Raw genomic sequence first — 19747 nt, forward strand, 5'->3', positions numbered from 1 at the left:
GGGTGCGGCGGACCGTCTATTTCAGTGGGTTCCGGCAACCGGTGTGATCAGCTCCATATACCGCCGAACGTGATCATGCTTCCCCCACGCCCCGCCCCGGAGGTACCACCCATGTCCCAGAGAAGGCGCAGGTCCTTGGCGCTCCTGACCTCGGGAGTCCTCGCACTGCCGCTGCTCACGGGCTGCGGCGCGGGTGACGAGGAGGGCGGCCAGGCCGCCGCAGGACAGGACATCGCCACGACCACCCGCGACAAGGTCGCGGACGGGGGTGTGCTGCGCTGGGCGGTGGACACGCTCCCGGACACCCTCAACACCTTCCAGGCCGATGCGGACGCCACCACCAACAGGATCGCCGGCGCCGTGCTGCCCCAGCTCTTCGTGCTGGACGCCAAGGGGCGGCCGGTGGCCAACCCGGACTACCTGGAGAAGGCCGAGGTCATCGAGCGGGAGCCGAAGCAGGTCGTCCAGTACAAGCTGAACCAGAAGGCGGTGTGGAGCGACGGGCGCGAGATCGGCGCCGCCGACTTCGTGGCGCAGTGGCGGGCCCTGAACGGCAAGGACTCGGCGTACTGGACGGCACGCAACGCCGGCTACGAGCGGATCGAGAAGATCGAGAAGGGCAAGACCGACCTGGAGGTCAGGGTCACCTTCAACAAGCCGTACGCCGACTGGCGCTCCCTCTTCACCCCGCTCTACCCCAAGCAGGTCACCGGCACCCCGGACGCCTTCAACGAGGGCGCCCGCGGCGCGCTGAAGATCACCGCCGGACCCTTCGGGCTGGGCGCGATCGACAAGAAGACCGGTACCGCCGCCCTGACCCGCAACGCGCGCTGGTGGGGCCGTCCGGCCAAGCTGGACACGCTCGTCCTGACGGCGGTCCCGCGGGCCGAGCGCCCGGCGGCGCTGGCCGCCGGGAAGCTCGATCTGGCGGAGATCGACCGGGCCGGGGCCGACCGGATCGCACTGGCCCGCCGGGACGCGGCCGCCAAGAAGGGTCCGGGCGCGGGCGGTGCCCCGGCCCACGGCCCGGGGGCCGCGCTGACCCCGGCGCAGGCCACGCTGTCGTGGGCGACCGCCTTCGGTGCGGACGAGGAGAAGGCGGCGGCGGAGACGGAGAGCCGCCAGAAGCACCTCGCCTCGGTCAAGCGGTACGCGGACGAGCAGGCGGCCCTGAAGGCCTTCACCGTGCGGAAGTCGCTGGAGCCGGCCTACACCCAGCTGGCGATGAACGGGGCCTCCGGTCCGCTGGCGGACGAGCGGGTGCGCCGGGCGGTGGCCCGGGCCCTGGACCGCAAGGCGCTGGCGGAGATCGTCCTCAAGCCGCTCGGCCTGCCCGCGAGCCCGGTCGGCAGCCACCTGGCCCTGGCCGGGCAGCGGGCGTACGCCGACAACAGCGACGCGCTCGGCGGCCAGGACACCCACGCGGCCCAGGCCCTGTTCGCGGACGCGGGCTGGCGCAAGGGCGGCAAGATCACCGAGCCCGCGGGCGCCAAGGCCGGCCCGGAGAGCGCGCCGCAGGACGACTCGAAGACCCCGTCGGGCCCGGGCACCGGCAACGACGGGCTCTACATCGTGGGCCAGGACGACGGGGCCAACGGCGAGCCGCGGTCGGCGGCCGCCGACCGCCCGAAGAGCGGCACCGCCCCGGCGGGGGCCCAGGACGGGCCGTCCCCGGTGCTCGCCCCGGCCCCCTTCGGGGCCGGGCAGCGGGCATCCCTGCTCGCCCAGGCGGCCCACGCCGCCCGGGCCGCCCGGGCGGCGGCCGCCGACGACGGCAAGGGGGTCCCGGCCCGCGAAGGCGACGCGGCCGACCCCGCCAAGGCCTCCCCGGCCCCGGCCCCCGCCAAGCAGCCCGTCCGTACCTCCGGGAACATGCTCGCCAAGGACGGCAAGGCGCTCAGCCTGCGCTTCGTCCTCCCGGCGGGCCCCGGCTCGGAGTCCCTGCGCACGGTCGGCGAGCGGATCGCCGGGATGCTCCGCAAGGTCGGCGTGAACACCGAGACGATCAAGGTGGCGGACGACAGCTTCTTCAAGGACCACATCGCCTCCGGCCAGTACGACCTGGCCCTCTACTCCTGGCCCGCGACGGCCTACCCGGCCACCGACGCCCGGCCGATCTTCGCCAAGCCGGAGCCGGCCGCGGACGGCTCGCTCCTCGTCGAACAGAACTACACACGGGTCGGCACCGACCACATCGACCAGTTGTTCGATCAGGCGGTCGGCGAGCTGGACGAGGAGCAGTCCCGTGAGCTGATGCGCAAGGCGGACGCCCGGATCTGGGCCGCCGCGGGCTCCATCCCGCTCTTCCAGCGACCCGAGCTGGTGGCGGTCAAGCCGGGTCTCGCCAACGCCGGCGCCTTCGGCCTCGGCGCCCCCCGCTACCAGGACATCGGCTGGAAGAAGGCGCCGACCGCGAAGGACAAGAAGAAGTAGCGGGGGAGAAGAAGTGATGACAAAGCGGTGCCTGTCTGGTTGACCGAAGGGTCACAAGCTCAGATGTGACTCAAGTCCCTTGCCCGCCGGATCCCCCGGCGGGCAAGGTCGTGCATACCCGTTGACCCGCGTGAATACCGGCAGGAACGGCGGTCGGGGCACCCCACGCAACCCTCGGCCGCACTCATACATCCGGCCTCTTGACAGACCCCCCGGCAGGCGGTTCCCGCCACTCGACGTACCATGGGGTAAGGCCGTGGCAGGTTTTCGCCCGGCCGAGGCGCGCGTGCCGGACCGTACGCGACGCCATCCACGATCCCGGGAGAAGCGCCGAAGTGCCCACGCGCCACGACATCCGTAACGTCGCCATCGTCGCCCACGTCGACCATGGCAAGACGACCATCGTCGATGCCATGCTCAAGCAGGCCGGTGCCTTCGCCGCCCACCAGCACCTCGACGACCGCATGATGGACTCGAACGACCTGGAGCGTGAGAAGGGCATCACGATCCTCGCCAAGAACACGGCGGTGAAGTATCACCCCAAGGACGGCGGGGCCCCGATCACGATCAACATCATCGACACCCCCGGCCACGCCGACTTCGGTGGTGAGGTCGAGCGCGGTCTGTCGATGGTGGACGCCGTCGTTCTGCTGGTGGACGCCTCCGAGGGTCCGCTGCCCCAGACCCGCTTCGTCCTGCGCAAGGCCCTGCAGGCGAAGATGCCGGTCATCCTCTGCATCAACAAGACCGACCGCCCGGACTCCCGGATCGACGCCGTCGTCAACGAGACGTACGACCTCTTCCTGGACCTGGACGCGGACGAGGACCAGATCGAGTTCCCGATCGTCTACGCCTGCGGCCGTGACGGCGTGGCCTCGCTGACCAAGCCCGAGGACGGCACCGTCCCCCCGGACAGCGACAGCCTGGAGCCGTTCTTCTCCACCATCCTGGAGCACGTCCCCGCGCCGGTGTACGACGAGGAGGCCCCCCTTCAGGCCCACGTCACCAACCTGGACGCCGACAACTTCCTCGGCCGTATCGCGCTCCTGCGCGTCGAGCAGGGCGAGCTGCGCAAGGGCCAGACCGTCACCTGGATCAAGCGTGACGGCACCCAGTCGAACGTGCGCATCACCGAGCTGATGATGACCGAGGCGCTCACCCGCAAGCCGGCCGAGGTGGCGGGCCCGGGTGACATCTGCGCGGTCGCCGGTATCCCCGACATCATGATCGGTGAGACCCTGGCCGACCCGGAGAACCCGATCGCGCTTCCGCTGATCTCGGTCGACGAGCCGGCGATCTCCATGACCATCGGTACGAACACCTCCCCGATGGTCGGCCGTGGCGGCAGCGGCAAGGGCGCGGACGCCAAGTCCGCGGTCAAGGACCGCAAGGTCACCGCGCGCCAGGTCAAGGACCGTCTGGACCGCGAGCTGATCGGTAACGTCTCGCTCCGCGTGCTGGAGACCGAGCGTCCGGACGCCTGGGAGGTCCAGGGCCGTGGTGAGCTCGCGCTCGCCATCCTGGTCGAGCAGATGCGCCGCGAGGGCTTCGAGCTGACCATCGGCAAGCCGCAGGTGGTCACGCAGGAGATCGACGGCAAGGTGCACGAGCCGGTCGAGCGCATGACGATCGACGTCCCCGAGGAGCACATGGGCGCCGTCACGCAGCTCATGGGCGTCCGCAAGGGCCGCATGGACAACATGTCGAACCACGGCTCCGGCTGGGTCCGCATGGAGTTCGTCGTCCCGTCGCGCGGTCTCATCGGCTTCCGTACCGAGTTCCTGACCGGTACGCGCGGCACGGGCATCGCCCACTCGATCCACGAGGGCCACGAGCCGTGGTTCGGCCAGCTGGTGACCCGTAACAACGGTTCGCTGGTCGCCGACCGCGCCGGCTCCGTGACGCCGTTCGCGATGATCAACCTGCAGGAGCGCGGTGTCCTGTTCACCGACCCCGGCACCGAGGTGTACGAGGGCATGATCGTCGGCGAGAACTCGCGCTCCGACGACATGGACGTGAACATCACCAAGGAGAAGAAGCTCACCAACATGCGTGCGGCTTCCGCGGACAACACCGAGAACGTGGTGCCGCCCCGCAAGCTCTCCCTGGAGCAGTCCCTGGAGTTCTGCCGCGACGACGAGTGCGTCGAGGTGACCCCGGAGGCCGTCCGCATCCGCAAGGTCGTCCTGGACCAGAAGGACCGCTCGCGCACCGCGTCGCGCGCCAAGTCCGCCAAGTAACAACAGCCGTACGGTCGTTCGCCCGGGTTTGCTCGGGCCGCGGCCACGGCGGGCGCAGTCGGCCGCAGGGCCCTGGTAGTACAGCAGCCCCTCCCCTCACGGAGTCCGTGAGGGGAGGGGCTGTTCGCTTCTGTCAAGCGGATTTTTGCGTTCAGGTGTCCGCATACCGACCGTGACGCTCCGGATGATGAGCTAACCGTCCGTTTCGCACGTGTCTGTCTCCTATCCGTTTGTCCGGATTTCGGGTTTCTGACGCGGATCGATGTTGTGAAAACGAGACCACTTAAGTGTGGTTTACGGCCTGGCAGTCCCTGAGGATGGCTCCATTGAGCTCGGGTCAATGGGTCACGCGATGTGGGGATCGCGCCGACTCACGAGCACACTATGGGCACGGAAATGCTCGCCGTCAGGGGTGTCGGCGAGGTTTTTTTGCCCCTCAAGTCGATCAGTGGACTCATGAGGAGGAAACCCATGCGCGGTGCCAAGAGCGCCAAGTGGGTCGTGGGCGCGGTTGTCGTCGCCCTGGCCGCTACCGCCTGTGGCGGCGGTGACGGTGACAGCAAGGACAAGGGCAGCGCCAACGGCGGTGTGTTCCGGCTCGGTAGCACCGAGCCCGACACCATCGACCCGGGGCGTGCCCACGAGTCCACCGGTGTCCTGCTGGCCAACGCCCTGTTCACCGGCCTGTACGGGAACACGCCGGACGGCATGGCCGAGCCCATGCTCGCCGAGTCGGCGACCTCGGACGAGGCTTGCACGTCCTGGACGTTCAAGATCAAGCCGGACACCAAGTTCTCCAACGGCGAGGTCGTCGACGCCGAGTCGTTCGCCCGTGGTTGGGCCCGTGCCGCGCACAAGGCCGCCGCGTCCGACGTGGCGTACCACTTCGCCGGCATCAAGGGTTACGAGCAGCTGCAGGACGGCTCCGCCAAGACCTTCAGCGGTGTCACCACGCCGGACCCGACCACCATCAAGGTCGACCTGTCCAAGGCGGACTGCGAGTTCGTCCTGAAGACGGCGCACAACGCCTACAGCCCGGTCCCGAAGGTCGCCAAGGTCGGCGAAGAGGACAAGGCGTTCGGCGAGGCCCCCGTCGGCAACGGTCCGTTCAAGATGGACGGCACGTGGGAGCACAACAAGGCGATCAACCTCGTCCGTAACGACGACTACTCGCTGCAGAAGGCCTCCCTCGGGAAGGTCCAGGTCACGCTCCTCAACGACAAGACCGCGCAGCAGCTCGAGTACGACGGCTTCCAGGCCGGCACCTTCGACTACGCGCACATCCCGACGCCGATGCTGAAGACGGCCGAGGCGAAGTACAAGCCGCAGAACAAGTGGTTCGCCAAGGACACCAGCGGCATGAACTACGTTCTGCCGATCGGTGACAACGGTCCGACGAACAACAAGGACGCCCGTCTGGCGATCTCCTACGCGATCGACCGGCAGGCCATCGCCAAGGGTGTCTTCCAGGGCTTCCAGACCCCGTCGACGACCATCGTGCCGCCGTCGTTCCCGAAGGCGTACCAGAAGGACCTGTGCGTCTCCTGCGTCAAGCAGGACGTCGCCAAGGCCAAGGAGCACGCCGAGAAGGGCGGCCTGAAGCCGGGCACCGAGATCAAGTTCAGCTTCAACACCGGTGCGGGCCACGAAGAGTGGGTCCAGGCCATCGCGCGTCAGCTTGAGGACGTCCTCGGCGTCAAGGTCAAGCTGGACGGCAAGGACTTCCCGGGCATGCTCAAGGAGCAGCAGGGTAACGGCGCGACCGGCATCTACCGCTTCGCGTGGGGTGCGGACTACCCGACCCCGGAGAACTTCCTGTTCCCGCTGCTGCACTCGACCTCGATGAACAAGGACGCGGACGGCAACGTGGTCGGTGACAACCGCGTCCGTTACAACAACCCCGAGTTCGACAAGCTGATCGACACGGCCCGCGCCACCAAGGACGAGGCCGCGCGACTGGCGATGTACAAGCAGGCCGAGAAGATGGCCATGGACGACATGGCCCTCATCCCGACCTTCAACCGTTCCCAGTTCCGCCTGATGGCGACCGACAAGTTCAACGGTCTGGACGACATCAACTTCAACGAGGACCCGATCCTCGAGAAGATCTCGCTCAAGAAGTAACCGGTTCGGACGGTATATCCGTCAGGAGCGAACGTGCCGCGGCCCCCGGGTGACCGGTGGGCCGCGGCCCCGCTCGGCAGGCCGTTCTTACTTCGGCACCCCTCACATCCGCGGGTAACCCCCGCAGGCCGAGAGCCGGCCCGTTCCTTGGGCCGGAGGCCGCTGCTCCCAGAAGCGGCCAGGTAGAGAGGCACAAACATGGGAAGGTACGTCGCCCGTCGCCTCGGGCAGATGGTCATAGTCCTCATCGGCGCGACCATGGTTCTGTTCGCGTGTCTGTTCGTTCTCCCCGGCGATCCCGTGGGTTCGATCGCGGGCAGCGACAAGGCACGCGACCCTGCAGTGGTCGCGGAACTCAAGGCGCGTTACGGGCTCGACAAGTCGCTGCCCGAGCAGTACGTGAACTACGTGACCAAGGTTGCGACCGGAGACCTCGGCGAGGACTTCATCCAGCGCCGCGAGGTGTCCGAGATCCTCGGTCCCAAGCTGCAGAACACCGCGAAGCTGGCCCTGCTGGCCATCGCTCTCGTCACGGTGTTCGGTATGGGCGTCGGCATGATCGCCGCGCTCTACAGATACAGCATCTTGGACATGACCACGACATTCTTTACGACCATGGCCGTCGGTTTCCCAACCTTCGTCATCGGCATGCTGCTCAAGAAGTACTTCGCGGTGGAGCTCGGTTGGTTCCCCCCGATGAGCGGTGACCAGCTCGACGGCATGATTCTTCCCGCAGTGACCCTCGCCATCACCGACATCGCCTTCGTCGCCCGCCTCACCCGCGGCACGATGCTGGAGGTGCTGCGCGCGGACTACGTGAAGACGGCCGTGGCCAAGGGACTTCCGCGCCGCCGCGTGCTCTTCAAGCACGTGCTGCGCAACTCGTCCATCCCCGTGGTCACCTACCTGGGTATCTCGTTCGGTGCACTCCTCGGTGGTGCGCTCATCACTGAGGCGATCTTCAACTGGGACGGTGTCGGTCTGGCACTGGTTCAGGCGATTCAGCAGCAGAACAACCCGATCGTGATCGGTGTCGTGACCTACAGCGTCGCGATCTTCGTCGTCCTCAGCCTCATCGTGGACCTGCTGTACGCGGCCCTCGACCCGCGTATCCGCCTCAGCTGACCGCCCCCAAGGAGGATTTCCTCATGTCTGAGCTCGCAACGAGCCCGGCGATCGGGGACGAGAACCCCGTGTCGTCCGCTTCGGCCACGGCCGAACCCCGACCCAAGCAACTGAGCCAGTGGGGCGAGATCCGTCACCGCTTCGCCCAGAACAAGCTGGCTGTCGTCGGCCTCGTCATCATCTCCGCGCTGTTCCTGACCGCCGTCTTCGGCAACTACCTCACCCCCTTCGACCCGGGGGCGCAGGACCTGGAGAACACCCTCGTGTCGCCCAACGGCACGCACTGGATGGGTACCGACGCCCTGGGCCGCGACATGTTCTCGCGCCTCATAGTCGGCACCCGCGTGGCCATGTTCGTCGGCCTCGCCTCGATCTTCTTCGCGGTGCTGATCGGTGTCGCCCTCGGCGCCATCGCCGGCTACTTCCCCGGCTTCGCCGACACCCTGGTCATGCGCGTCGCGGACGTCTTCCTCGCGTTCCCGCTGATGATCGGTGCCATCGTCATCATCCTGGTCACCGGCCGTGGCATCACGCCGGTGATCATCTCGCTCGCGATCTTCTCGTGGGCCACCGTGGCCAGGCTCCTGCGCAGCTCGATCCTGTCCGTGCGCGAGATGGACTACGTCCACGCGGCCAAGGCGCTGGGCGCCAGTGGCTGGCGGGTCGTGCGCACGCACATCCTGCCCAACTCGCTGACCGCCGTGCTGGTCTACGCGACGTTCAACGTCGGTACCACGATCGTCGGTGTGGCGGCGCTCTCCTTCCTCGGCGCCGGCGTCCCCGTCGACGTCCCCGAGTGGGGCAACATGCTCGCGGCCGGCCAGGGCTTCATCGGAGTCAATGACTACCTGTGGTACTTCCCCAGCCTCTTCGTCGTCGTCACCGTGCTCGGCTTCGCCTTCGTCGGCGACGGCCTGCGTGACGCGCTCGACCCGAAGCTCCGGTAGGGCCGCGCGATGCCCCGAGACAACATCAGCAAGCAGGACGAAGGTGGCGGCGTGACCACGTCGGAGATTCTCAGCGTTGCGGAGACGGGCGGCGGATCCGCCGTGCCGCTGCTGGAGGTGGACAACCTCCAGGTCGAGTTCAAGACCCGTGACGGGGTCGCCAAGGCCGTCAACGGCGTGAGCTACAGCGTCAGCGCCGGCGAGACCCTCGCCGTGCTCGGCGAGTCCGGCTCCGGCAAGTCCGTCACCGCTCAGGCGATCATGGGCATCCTCGACAGCCCGCCCGGACGGGTCGCCGGCGGCGAGGTGCGCTTCCACGGCAAGGACATCCTCAAGATGTCCGACGAGGAGCGCCGCAAGCTCCGCGGCGACAAGATGGCGATGATCTTCCAGGACGCGCTGTCCTCCCTGAACCCGGTCTACTCGGTGGGCGACCAGCTCGGCGAGATGTTCCGGGTCCACCGCGGCATGTCCAAGAAGGACGCCAAGGTCAAGGCCATCGAGCTCATGGACCGCGTGAAGATCCCCGCCGCCAAGGCGCGCGTGGGGGACTACCCGCACCAGTTCTCGGGCGGTATGCGCCAGCGCATCATGATCGCCATGGCGCTGGCCCTGGAGCCGGACCTGATCATCGCCGACGAGCCCACCACGGCTCTCGACGTGACGGTCCAGGCCCAGGTCATGGACCTGCTCGCGGAGCTCCAGCGCGAGATGAACATGGGCCTGATCCTGATCACCCACGACCTCGGCGTCGTCGCCGACGTCGCGGACAAGATCGCGGTCATGTACGCGGGCCGGATCGTCGAGACCGCTCCGGTCCACGAGATCTACAAGCGCCCGTCCCACCCGTACACCCGTGGCCTGCTGGACTCGATCCCGCGCCTGGACCAGAAGGGCCAGGAGCTCTACGCGATCAAGGGTCTGCCGCCCAACCTGCTCCGCATTCCCACGGGTTGCGCCTTCAGCCCCCGCTGCCCCAAGGCGCAGGACATCTGCCGCACCGAGATCCCGGTGCTGCACCCGGTCACCGAGCAGGACGGCACCGAACTGCCCGGCCGCGGCAGCGCGTGCCACTTCTGGAAGGACCAGATCCATGGCTGAGCTCACCAAGAACGCCACCGAGCGCGAGCCGATCCTCCAGGTCCGTAACCTGGTCAAGCACTTCCCGCTGACCCAGGGAATCCTGTTCAAGAAGCAGGTCGGCGCGGTCAAGGCGGTCGACGGGATCTCCTTCGACCTCTACCAGGGCGAGACCCTCGGTATCGTCGGTGAGTCCGGCTGTGGCAAGTCCACGGTCGCCAAGCTCCTGATGAACCTGGAGCGCGCGACCGCCGGCGAGGTCTTCTACAAGGGCCAGGACATCAGCAAGCTGTCCGGCCGCGCGCTGAAGGCCGTGCGCCGCAACATCCAGATGGTCTTCCAGGACCCGTACACGTCGCTGAACCCGCGCATGACGGTCGGCGACATCATCGGGGAGCCTTTCGAGATCCACCCCGAGGTGGCTCCCAAGGGCAACCGCCGGCAGAAGGTCCAGGAGCTCCTGGACGTCGTCGGTCTGAACCCGGAGTACATCAACCGGTACCCGCACCAGTTCTCCGGCGGCCAGCGCCAGCGCATCGGCATCGCCCGCGGCCTCGCCCTGCAGCCGGAGATCATCATCTGCGACGAGCCGGTCTCCGCGCTCGACGTGTCGGTGCAGGCCCAGGTCATCAACCTGATGGAGAAGCTGCAGGACGAGTTCAACCTCTCCTACCTCTTCATCGCGCACGACCTCTCGATCGTCCGGCACATCTCGGACCGCGTGGGCGTCATGTACCTGGGCAAGATGGCCGAGATCGGCTCCGACGCCGAGATCTACGAGCACCCGACCCACCCGTACACGCAGGCGCTGCTGTCCGCCGTCCCGGTCCCCGACCCGGACGCGCGCGAGGGTCGCGAGCGGATCATCCTCACCGGTGACGTCCCGTCCCCGGCCAACCCGCCGTCGGGCTGCCGCTTCCGCACCCGCTGCTGGAAGGCCCAGGACAAGTGCTCCACCGAGGAGCCGCTGCTGGCGATCCCGGAGCGCTTCAAGGGCGTGAACACCCTGGCCGCGCACGAGTCCGCGTGCCACTTCGCCGAGGAGAAGGCCATCCTGGCCGTCTGACCGACGCGTTCTTTCCGACGGCTGGTCCCCGGTGCCTCACGGCGCCGGGGACCAGCCGTTTTCGTCACCGGTGCAGGGATACGCCGCCCCCTGGGACGGGACTCCGGGAAACCGGTTGCGCCCCCGGGAGCCGGGGACGGAGAGTGACGGCATGACCCTCACCGTACGGCCCGCCGGGCCCGGGGACGCGGCCGACATCTGCGCCCTGCTCAATGCCGTCGACATGATCGAGATCGGCCGGCCGGAGACCGATCTCGGCACCGTCGAGTCCGACCTCAACGCCCCGGACGTGGACCTGGCCACGGATTCCTGGCTCGCGCACCAGGACGGCCGGCTCGTGGCCTACGCCCTCGTCTGGGCGGACTCCGGCCCCGGCCGCGTCGACGGGGACCACTATGTACTGCCCGGCCACGACGAGGCCGCCGTCCTGCTGCTGGAGCGCATGGAGGCCAGGGCCCGGGAGCTGACCGGCGGTCAGGGCGCGCTGAGAATGCAGCTCAACGTGGAGCCCACCCTCGACCTGTCCCTCCTGACCGGCCGCGGCTACCGCACCATCCGCCGCTACCAGGTCATGACCCGCTCCCTGTCCCCGGCCGCCGATCCGGCGCCGGTCCCGCCGGCCGGGCTCACCCTGCGCCACTGCGGCGACGACGAGACCGACCGCCACCGGGCCCACGCCCTGATCGAGCGGACCTTCGCCGCGCACTTCGGCCATGTGGACCGCCCGTACGAGACCTGGCTCGACCACATAGAGGGTCGCAAGCTCGACTGGTCGCTGGTGTGGATCGCGAGCCTGCCCGGCCAGGGCGACGTGGCCGTGCTGCTCACCCGGGACGACCGCACGAGCATGGCCTGGGTCAGCCACCTCGGCGTGGCGAAGGAGGTACGGGGCCTCGGCCTCGGCGGTTTCCTGCTCCGCCACTGCTTCGCCGTCTACGCGGAGCGCGGCCGGGACTCCGTAGGCCTCGGCGTGGACACCCACAACGAGACCGGCGCGCTGGCGCTGTACGAGGCGCACGGCATGGGCCTGCACTACGCGGTCGACTCATGGGAGCTTTCATTGCACCCCCAGGGGTGACAGGGGCGTGACGCGCGGGTGCAATCGGTCCAACGAGGAGTGTGCAGGGCCCCACATAGGGTGACATAGGCCCCTAAGCGAGTCTTGGGATCCCTAGGAGGCACTCCATGCGCGGAGCCACCCACGCCACGTGGGCCGCATGTGCGGTGGCCGTCGCCCTCGCGGCGACGGCCTGCGGCGGCGGTAGCGACAGCGGCGGAGGCGGCGAGGCGGGAATCGTCAGCTCCTCGTGGGGCGACCCGCAGAACCCGCTGGAGCCCGCCAACACCAACGAGGTGCAGGGCGGCAAGGTCCTCGACATGCTCTTCCGGGGTCTCAAGCGCTACGACCCGAAGACGGGCGAGGCCCTCGACATGGTCGCCCAGAAGATCGAGACGACGGACAGTCAGAACTTCACCATCACGCTGAAGGACGGCTGGAAGTTCAGCAACGACGAGCCGGTCACGGCGCAGTCCTTCGTCGATGCCTGGAACTACGGCGCGGACGTGCGCAACAAGCAGAACAACTCGCCGTTCTTCTCCGACATCGTCGGTTACGCGGACGTCCACCCCGCCTCCGGTGAGCCCAAGGCCAAGACGATGTCCGGACTGGTCGTCAAGGACGACAAGACCTTCACGGTCGCCCTGAAGAACAAGTTCTCCACCTGGCCCGAGACCCTCGGCTACCAGGCCTTCTCCCCCCTGCCCAAGGCCTTCTTCACCGACCACGCCGGCTGGCTGAACAAGCCCGTCGGCAACGGCCCGTACACGGTGGACTCGTACACCAAGGGCACCGGCATGAAGCTGCGCAAGTGGGACACCTACCCCGGTCCGGACAAGGCGCAGAACGGAGGTGTGGACCTGAAGGTCTACACCGACAACAACACCGCCTACACCGACCTGATCTCCGGCAACCTCGACCTCGTCGACGACATCCCGGCGCAGCAGCTGAAGAACGTCAAGAACGACCTGGGCGACCGGTACATCAACCAGCCGGCCCTCATCATCCAGACCCTCACCTTCCCGCTGTACGACCCGCAGTGGAGCAAGGAGGGGATGGAGAACGTCCGCCGCGGGATCTCGATGGCGATCAACCGCGACGAGATCACCAAGCAGATCTTCCGCGAGACCCGCACCCCGGCCAAGGACTGGACCTCCCCGGCCCTCGGCGAGGCGGGCGGCTTCTCCTCCACGGTCTGCGGCGACGCCTGCGTCTACGACCCGGCGGCGGCCAAGAAGCTCATCACGGACGCCGGCGGGCTCCCCGGCGGCAAGGTCACGCTGACCTCCAACGTGGACACCGGCTCGCACCGCGACTGGATGGACGCCGTCTGCAACAGCATCAACAACGCGCTGGGCGAGGGCCCGGTCTGCACGGTCAACCCGATCGGCACCTTCGCGGACTTCCGCAACCAGCAGAGCAGCTTCAAGCTGACCGGCCCCTTCCGCTCCGGCTGGCAGGCCGACTACCCCCTGATCCAGAACTTCCTCCAGCCCCTCTACTACACCGGGGCCTCCTCCAACTACGGGAAGTTCAGCAACGCGGACTTCGACAAGCTCGTCGACGAGGCCAACCAGGAGAGCGACCAGGCCAAGGCCGTCGCGAAGTTCCAGGACTCCGAGAAGATCCTCGCCGCGCAGATGCCGGCCATCCCACTCTGGTACCAGAACGGCAGCGCGGGCTACGCCGAGCGGCTCTCGGACGTGGCGCTCAACCAGTTCAGCGTCCCCGTGTACGACCAGATCAAGGTCAGCTGACCCGCGTTTCGGATCGATCCTGGAGCAGTCCATGGGACGTTATGTGATCCGGCGGCTGCTCCAGATGATCCCGGTGTTCATCGGCAGCACGTTCCTGATCTTCTTCATGGTGTACGCGCTCGGTGACCCGGTCGCGGCCCTCTTCGGCGACAAGGCGCCCGACCCCGCCACCGCCGCGCGCATCCGCAAGGACCTCTACCTCGACCGCCCCCTGTGGGAGCAGTACCTCCACTACATGGGCCAGATCTTCAAAGGCGACTTCGGCACGGCCTTCAACGGCCAGCCGGTCACCGAGCTGATGGCCAGCGCCTTTCCCGTCACCCTGCGCCTGACCATCGTCGCGATCTTCTTCGAGATCGTCATCGGCATCACCCTCGGCGTGGTCAGCGGCCTGCGCCGCGGCAAGTCCGTCGACACCACCGTGCTGGTGCTCACCCTCGTCGTCATCTCCGTACCGACGTTCGTGACGGGCTATCTGCTCCAGTACCTCTTCGGCGTCAAATGGGGCTGGGTGCGGCCGACCGTCTCCCCGGACGCCCCCTTCAACGAGCTGATCCTGCCCGGCATCGTGCTCGCGCTGGTCTCCCTCGCCTACGTCACCCGGCTCTCGCGCACCTCCATCGCCGAGAACGTCAAGGCCGACTACGTGCGCACCGCCGTCGCCAAGGGCCTGCCGCGCCGCCGGGTCGTCACCCGCCACCTGCTGCGCAACTCGCTCATCCCCGTCGTCACCTTCATCGGCACCGACATCGGCGCCCTGATGGGCGGCGCCATCGTCACCGAGCGGATCTTCAACATCCACGGCGTCGGCTACCAGCTCTACCAGGGCATCCTGCGAAACAACTCGCCCACGGTCGTCGGCTTCGTGACCATCCTCGTCATCGTCTTCCTGCTGGCGAACCTGCTCGTCGACCTGCTCTACGCGGTCCTGGACCCGAGGATCCGTTATGCCTGACCCCGAGCGTCCCGAAGGGCCCGGCGGCTACGATCCCGTCGGTCCCCGTCCGCACGAGGCGGTCTCCCCGACCGGCCAGGGGGGACCCATGGATCTGGCCCTGGAGGAGGCCGAGAGCGTCGAGGGCATCGAGAAGGACGGCCCGCCGGGCGGGACCGGCCCCGGTGAGAAGCCCCGCTCCCTGTGGTCCGACGCCTGGCATCAGCTGCGCCGCAACCCCGTCTTCATCATCTCCTCGCTGATGATCCTCTTCCTCGTGATCATCTCGATCTGGCCGCAGCTCATCGCGAGCGGCGACCCGCTGCAGTGCGACCTGTCCAAGTCGCAGCAGGGCTCCTCCCCAGGCCATCCCTTCGGCTACGACACCCAGGGCTGCGACGTGTACACCCGTACCGTCTACGGGGCCCGCGCCTCCATCACCGTGGGCGTCTGCGCCACCTTCGGCGCCGCCCTGCTCGGCTCGCTGCTCGGCGGGCTCGCCGGGTTCTTCGGCGGCTGGGGCGACGCGCTGCTCTCCCGGGTCGCCGACATCTTCTTCGGCATCCCCGTCGTCCTCGGCGGCCTGGTGTTCCTGTCCGTGGTCACCAGCACCACCGTCTGGCCGGTGGTCGGCTTCATCGTGCTCCTCGGCTGGCCGCAGATCGCCCGCATCGGCCGCGGCTCCGTCATCACCGCCAAACAGAACGACTACGTCCAGGCGGCCCGGGCCCTCGGCGCCGGCAACGGCCGGATGATGCTCCGGCACGTGGCGCCCAACGCCATCGCCCCGGTCATCGTGGTCGCCACCATCGCGCTCGGCACCTACATCGCCCTGGAGGCCACCCTGTCCTTCCTCGGCGTCGGCCTGCGCCCGCCCACCGTCTCCTGGGGCATCGACATCTCCAACGCGGCCTCGCAGATCCGCAACGCCCCGCACATGCTGCTCTGGCCGGCCGGCGCGCTGAGCCTGACCGTGCTCGCCTTCATCATGCTCGGCGACGCGGTGCGCGACGCCCTCGACCCCAAGCTGCGCTGAGGAGCCCCGCACATGCTGCTCGAAGTCCGCGACCTGCACGTGGAATTCAAGACGCGCGACGGAGTCGCCAAGGCCGTCAACGGCGTCAACTACTCGGTGGCCGAGGGCGAGACGCTCGCCGTGCTCGGCGAGTCGGGCTCCGGCAAGTCGGTCACCGCCCAGGCCGTGATGGGCATCCTCGACGTGCCGCCGGGCCGGATCGCGGGCGGCGAGATCCTCTTCAAGGGCAAGGACCTCCTCAAGATGAAGGAGGAGGAGCGGCGCAAGATCCGCGGCGCCGAGATGGCGATGATCTTCCAGGACGCGCTCTCCTCCCTCAACCCGGTCCTGAGCGTGGGCGCGCAGCTCGCCGAGATGTACGAGGTGCACCGCGGGATGTCCCGCAAGGACGCCAAGGGCAAGGCCGTCGAGCTGATGGACCGGGTCAGGATCCCGGCGGCGAAGGAGCGGGTGGGGGACTACCCGCACCAGTTCTCGGGCGGCATGCGCCAGCGCATCATGATCGCGATGGCGCTGGCCCTGGAGCCCTCGCTGATCATCGCGGACGAGCCGACGACCGCCCTGGACGTCACCGTCCAGGCCCAGGTGATGGATCTGCTCGCCGAGCTCCAGCGTGAGCTGAACATGGGCCTCATCCTGATCACCCACGACCTGGGCGTGGTCGCGGACGTGGCCGACAAGATCGCGGTCATGTACGCGGGCCGGATCGTCGAGGCGGCTCCGGTCCACGAGATCTACAAGGCGCCCGCGCACCCGTACACGCGCGGCCTGCTGGACTCCATCCCGCGCCTGGACCAGAAGGGCCAGGAGCTGTACGCCATCAAGGGCCTGCCGCCGAACCTGGTGGCCATCCCGCCCGGCTGCGCCTTCAACCCGCGCTGCCCGATGGCGCAGGCGGTGTGCCGCACCGACGTCCCGCCGCTGTACCGGGTGACCGAGTCCCCGGTGGAGCGCACCAGCGCCTGCCACTTCTGGAAGGAGTGCCTCCATGGCTGAGTCCCTGCTGGAAGTGAAGGACCTGGTCAAGTACTACCCGCTGACCCGGGGCATCGTCTTCCGCAAGCAGGTCGGCGCGGTCAAGGCGGTCGACGGGGTCTCCTTCGGCCTGCGCGCCGGTGAGACGCTCGGCATCGTCGGCGAGTCCGGCTGCGGGAAGTCCACCGTGGCCAAGATGCTGGTCAATCTGGAGCGGCCGACGGCGGGCTCGATCTCGTACAAGGGCGAGGACATCACCAAGCTGTCGGGGCGCGCGCTGAAGGCCGTGCGCCGCAACATCCAGATGGTCTTCCAGGACCCGTACACGTCGCTGAACCCGCGCATGACGGTCGGCGACATCATCGGGGAGCCTTTCGAGATCCACCCCGAGGTGGCTCCCAAGGGCTCGCGCCGGCAGAAGGTGCAGGAGCTGCTCGATGTCGTCGGTCTGAACCCGGAGTACATCAACCGGTACCCGCACCAATTCTCCGGCGGCCAGCGCCAGCGCATCGGCATCGCCCGGGGCCTGGCCCTGCAGCCCGAGATCATCGTCGCCGACGAGCCCGTCTCGGCGCTGGACGTCTCCGTCCAGGCCCAGGTGATCAACCTGCTGGACCGGCTGCAGAGCGACTTCGACCTGTCCTACGTCTTCATCGCGCACGACCTCTCGATCGTCCGGCACATCTCCGACCGGGTCGGCGTCATGTACCTGGGCCGGATCGTCGAGATCGGCACCGACAGCCAGATCTACGACCATCCGACCCACCCGTACACCCAGGCGCTGCTCTCGGCCGTCCCGGTCCCGGACCCGGAGGCCCGCGCCCACCGCGAGCGGATCATCCTCAGCGGTGACGTCCCGTCCCCGGCCAACCCGCCCTCGGGCTGCCCCTTCCGCACCCGCTGCTGGAAGGCCGAGCCCCGCTGCACGGCGGAGGTCCCGCTGCTCGCGGTCCCGCAGGTCTTCCCCTCCGGCCCGGCGGCCCACCCGTCGGCCTGCCACTTCGCGGCGGAGAAGCAGGTGGTCCCGCCGTCGGACCAGCCGCCGCCGTCCCCGCCGCCGGCGGATCCGCTGACGAAGGAGTAGCCGCCGACCGATCATTTCCGGCCACCGCTGCGCGCCGGGTGGGGAAACGGCAAACGCCCCGGCAACTCCGTTTACGTGGGGGCAACTTGACCGTTTCTGCCCCGAGATCTGGGGCATGCAACCTGGATGTCGTGCGGCCGTGCGGGTGCCGACAGCCGGCCGGGGAGGCGTACAGCCTCGCCGGCCGGCCTCCCCGTGACCCCACTCATGCGCGGCATGCGCCCCTCGTGCTGCCGGATTTCGATCGATGCGCTGGTACGGATAGTTATGATCCGTAGCGCACGGTGGGTATGACTCCTGCCGAGCACGAATACGCGTACCGATGTCCGCTCGACGTGGAGGTGAAACGCCGTGGCACTCTCGATCTCCGCCGTGGTGCTGCTGGCGATCATCGTCTTCCTGCTGGTCCGAAGGGCGGGCCTGAAGGCGGGACATGCGGTGGTCTGCGTACTGCTCGGCTTCTACCTGGCGAGTTCCACCATCGCCCCGACCCTCAGCCAGCTCACCTCGAACGTGGCGAGCATGATCAGTGGCCTCAAGTTCTAGGCCTCGCCTCGTAGGCTAGGCCCCATGAACGGTCTTCCCGCCCGTCGTCTGCTCCTCGTGCACGCGCACCCCGACGACGAGTCGATCAACAACGGCGTCACCATGGCCAAGTACGCGGCCGAGGGCGCCCACGTCGCGTTGGTGACCTGCACCCTGGGCGAGGAGGGCGAGGTCATCCCGCCCGGGCTCGCCCACCTGGCGGCCGACCGCGACGACACCCTCGGCGCCCACCGCGTCGGCGAGCTCGCCTCGGCCATGGCGGAACTGGGCGTCCACGACCACCGGTTCCTCGGCGGCCCCGGCCGCTTCCGGGACTCCGGGATGATGGGCGCCCCGCAGAACCACCGGCCGGGGGCCTTCTGGTCCGCCGACGTGGACGAGGCCGCCGCCTACCTCGTGGAGATCATCCGGGAGCTGCGGCCGCAGGTGCTCGTCACCTACGACCCGGACGGCGGATACGGGCACCCGGACCACATCCAGGCCCACCGGGTCGCCATGCGCGCCGCCGAACTGGCCGCGGAGACCGCGTACCGGCGCGACCTCGGCGCGCCCCACACGGTCGGGAAGATCTACTGGAACCGCGTCCCGCGCTCGGTGGTCGAGGAGGGCTTCGCCCGGCTGCGCGCCGCCGGGGGTGAGATGCCCTTCCCCGCGGTGGGCTCGCCCGGGGACGTGCCGGGGGTCGTCGCCGATGAGCGGATCACCACCGAGATCGACGCCAAGGACACCTTCGTGGCGGCGAAGGCGGCCGCCATGCGGGCCCACGCCACCCAGATCGCCGTGGACGGGTCCTTCTTCGCCCTCTCCAACGACCTGGCGCAGCCGCTGTTCACCCGCGAGTACTACGAACTGGTCGAGGGCCGGCCGGGCGCCCCGGCGGGCGAGCGCGAACACGACCTCTTCGCGGGGGTGGAGGCATGAGCGGCACGGCCACGGCCGGGCGGATCGCCGGCTGTCTGGGCATGCTGGTCGCGGGTGCGCTGACCGGCGCGGCCGGCTGGCTGGTGGTCGGCCTCTGGTTCCCCGGCGGTCTGCTGCTCGCGCTGCTGGCCGTCTTCGGGCTGTTCCTCGGCGGCCGGATCGCCCTCGGGACCGGCTTCGGCGTGGGCGGCGCCGCAGTCGGCTGGTTCCTCTCGTACGTGATGCTCAGCGTTCCGCGCCCCGAGGGGGACTTCCTCCTCGGTTCGTCCGGAATCGGTGTGTACGTCTACCTTTTGGGTGGAACCGTTCTCGCTGTGATGTGTGCCACGATGCGCGGTCCGCTGGATCGGCCGGTTTCCGTCTCCCGGCCTGCCAAGTGACGTGGTGTCGGACCTCGTAGGGAGGTTCGCCGAGAGGTGCGC

General features: G+C 68.6%; 16 protein-coding genes. All 16 read left to right on the plus strand.

Translation table 11 applies throughout. The annotated features are described in order from the left end of the window. Positions 1-111 precede the first annotated feature (111 nt). The 16 genes from ACFY0D_RS07435 (at position 112) to ACFY0D_RS07510 (ending at position 19705) form a co-directional block, all read left to right on the plus strand. Positions 112-2433: an ABC transporter family substrate-binding protein gene (locus ACFY0D_RS07435; RefSeq protein ID WP_390797458.1), complete on the plus strand. Its 2322-nt coding sequence runs from the start codon at positions 112-114 to the stop codon at positions 2431-2433. Positions 2434-2768: 335 nt separating this feature from the next. Further along, positions 2769-4673: a translational GTPase TypA gene (typA, locus tag ACFY0D_RS07440; RefSeq protein ID WP_390797459.1), complete on the plus strand. Its 1905-nt coding sequence runs from the start codon at positions 2769-2771 to the stop codon at positions 4671-4673. A 471-nt stretch (positions 4674-5144) separates the two neighbouring features. Next, a complete protein-coding gene (locus ACFY0D_RS07445) occupies positions 5145-6797 on the plus strand; it encodes an ABC transporter substrate-binding protein (protein WP_390797460.1) in 1653 nt (550 codons plus the stop codon). Between the two features lie 198 nt (positions 6798-6995). Continuing rightward, positions 6996-7922 carry an ABC transporter permease gene (locus ACFY0D_RS07450; protein ID WP_390797461.1) on the plus strand — a complete coding sequence of 309 codons (927 nt, stop codon included), beginning with the start codon at positions 6996-6998 and terminating at the stop codon, positions 7920-7922. Positions 7923-7945: 23 nt separating this feature from the next. Beyond that, positions 7946-8869 carry an ABC transporter permease gene (locus ACFY0D_RS07455; RefSeq protein ID WP_390797462.1) on the plus strand — a complete coding sequence of 308 codons (924 nt, stop codon included), beginning with the start codon at positions 7946-7948 and terminating at the stop codon, positions 8867-8869. Positions 8870-8878: 9 nt separating this feature from the next. Continuing rightward, positions 8879-9970 carry an ABC transporter ATP-binding protein gene (locus ACFY0D_RS07460; protein WP_390797463.1) on the plus strand — a complete coding sequence of 364 codons (1092 nt, stop codon included), beginning with the start codon at positions 8879-8881 and terminating at the stop codon, positions 9968-9970. After that, positions 9963-11015 carry an ABC transporter ATP-binding protein gene (locus ACFY0D_RS07465; protein ID WP_382542129.1) on the plus strand — a complete coding sequence of 351 codons (1053 nt, stop codon included), beginning with the start codon at positions 9963-9965 and terminating at the stop codon, positions 11013-11015. Before ACFY0D_RS07460 ends, ACFY0D_RS07465 begins: the two co-directional genes overlap by 8 nt. Positions 11016-11166: 151 nt before the next feature. After that, positions 11167-12093 carry a GNAT family N-acetyltransferase gene (locus tag ACFY0D_RS07470; protein WP_390797464.1) on the plus strand — a complete coding sequence of 309 codons (927 nt, stop codon included), beginning with the start codon at positions 11167-11169 and terminating at the stop codon, positions 12091-12093. A 107-nt stretch (positions 12094-12200) separates the two neighbouring features. Further along, the gene (locus ACFY0D_RS07475) at positions 12201-13829 is read left to right on the plus strand and encodes an ABC transporter substrate-binding protein (RefSeq protein ID WP_390797465.1); all 1629 of its coding nucleotides are present in this window, start codon (positions 12201-12203) and stop codon (positions 13827-13829) included. A gap of 31 nt (positions 13830-13860) precedes the next feature. Then, the gene (locus ACFY0D_RS07480; protein WP_390797466.1) at positions 13861-14784 is read left to right on the plus strand and encodes an ABC transporter permease; all 924 of its coding nucleotides are present in this window, start codon (positions 13861-13863) and stop codon (positions 14782-14784) included. Beyond that, positions 14777-15799, plus strand: coding sequence for an ABC transporter permease (locus ACFY0D_RS07485; protein ID WP_390797467.1), 1023 nt, complete (start codon positions 14777-14779; stop codon positions 15797-15799). Before ACFY0D_RS07480 ends, ACFY0D_RS07485 begins: the two co-directional genes overlap by 8 nt. Positions 15800-15811: 12 nt before the next feature. Beyond that, the gene (locus ACFY0D_RS07490) at positions 15812-16795 is read left to right on the plus strand and encodes an ABC transporter ATP-binding protein (RefSeq protein ID WP_390797468.1); all 984 of its coding nucleotides are present in this window, start codon (positions 15812-15814) and stop codon (positions 16793-16795) included. After that, positions 16788-17858: an ABC transporter ATP-binding protein gene (locus ACFY0D_RS07495; RefSeq protein WP_390797469.1), complete on the plus strand. Its 1071-nt coding sequence runs from the start codon at positions 16788-16790 to the stop codon at positions 17856-17858. Before ACFY0D_RS07490 ends, ACFY0D_RS07495 begins: the two co-directional genes overlap by 8 nt. A 351-nt stretch (positions 17859-18209) precedes the next feature. After that, entirely contained in the window at positions 18210-18404 is a 195-nt protein-coding gene (locus tag ACFY0D_RS07500) for a hypothetical protein (RefSeq protein ID WP_030012369.1), read from the plus strand. 24 nt (positions 18405-18428) lie between these two features. After that, on the plus strand, positions 18429-19325 hold the full coding sequence (gene mshB / locus ACFY0D_RS07505; protein ID WP_390797470.1) for an N-acetyl-1-D-myo-inositol-2-amino-2-deoxy-alpha-D-glucopyranoside deacetylase: 897 nt from the start codon (positions 18429-18431) through the stop codon (positions 19323-19325). Further along, on the plus strand, positions 19322-19705 hold the full coding sequence (locus tag ACFY0D_RS07510) for a DUF6113 family protein (protein WP_301366869.1): 384 nt from the start codon (positions 19322-19324) through the stop codon (positions 19703-19705). Before mshB ends, ACFY0D_RS07510 begins: the two co-directional genes overlap by 4 nt. Positions 19706-19747: the final 42 nt, after the last annotated feature.

The organism is Streptomyces sp. NPDC001502 (genome assembly GCF_042894785.1).
Lineage (GTDB): Bacteria > Actinomycetota > Actinomycetes > Streptomycetales > Streptomycetaceae > Streptomyces > Streptomyces kutzneri.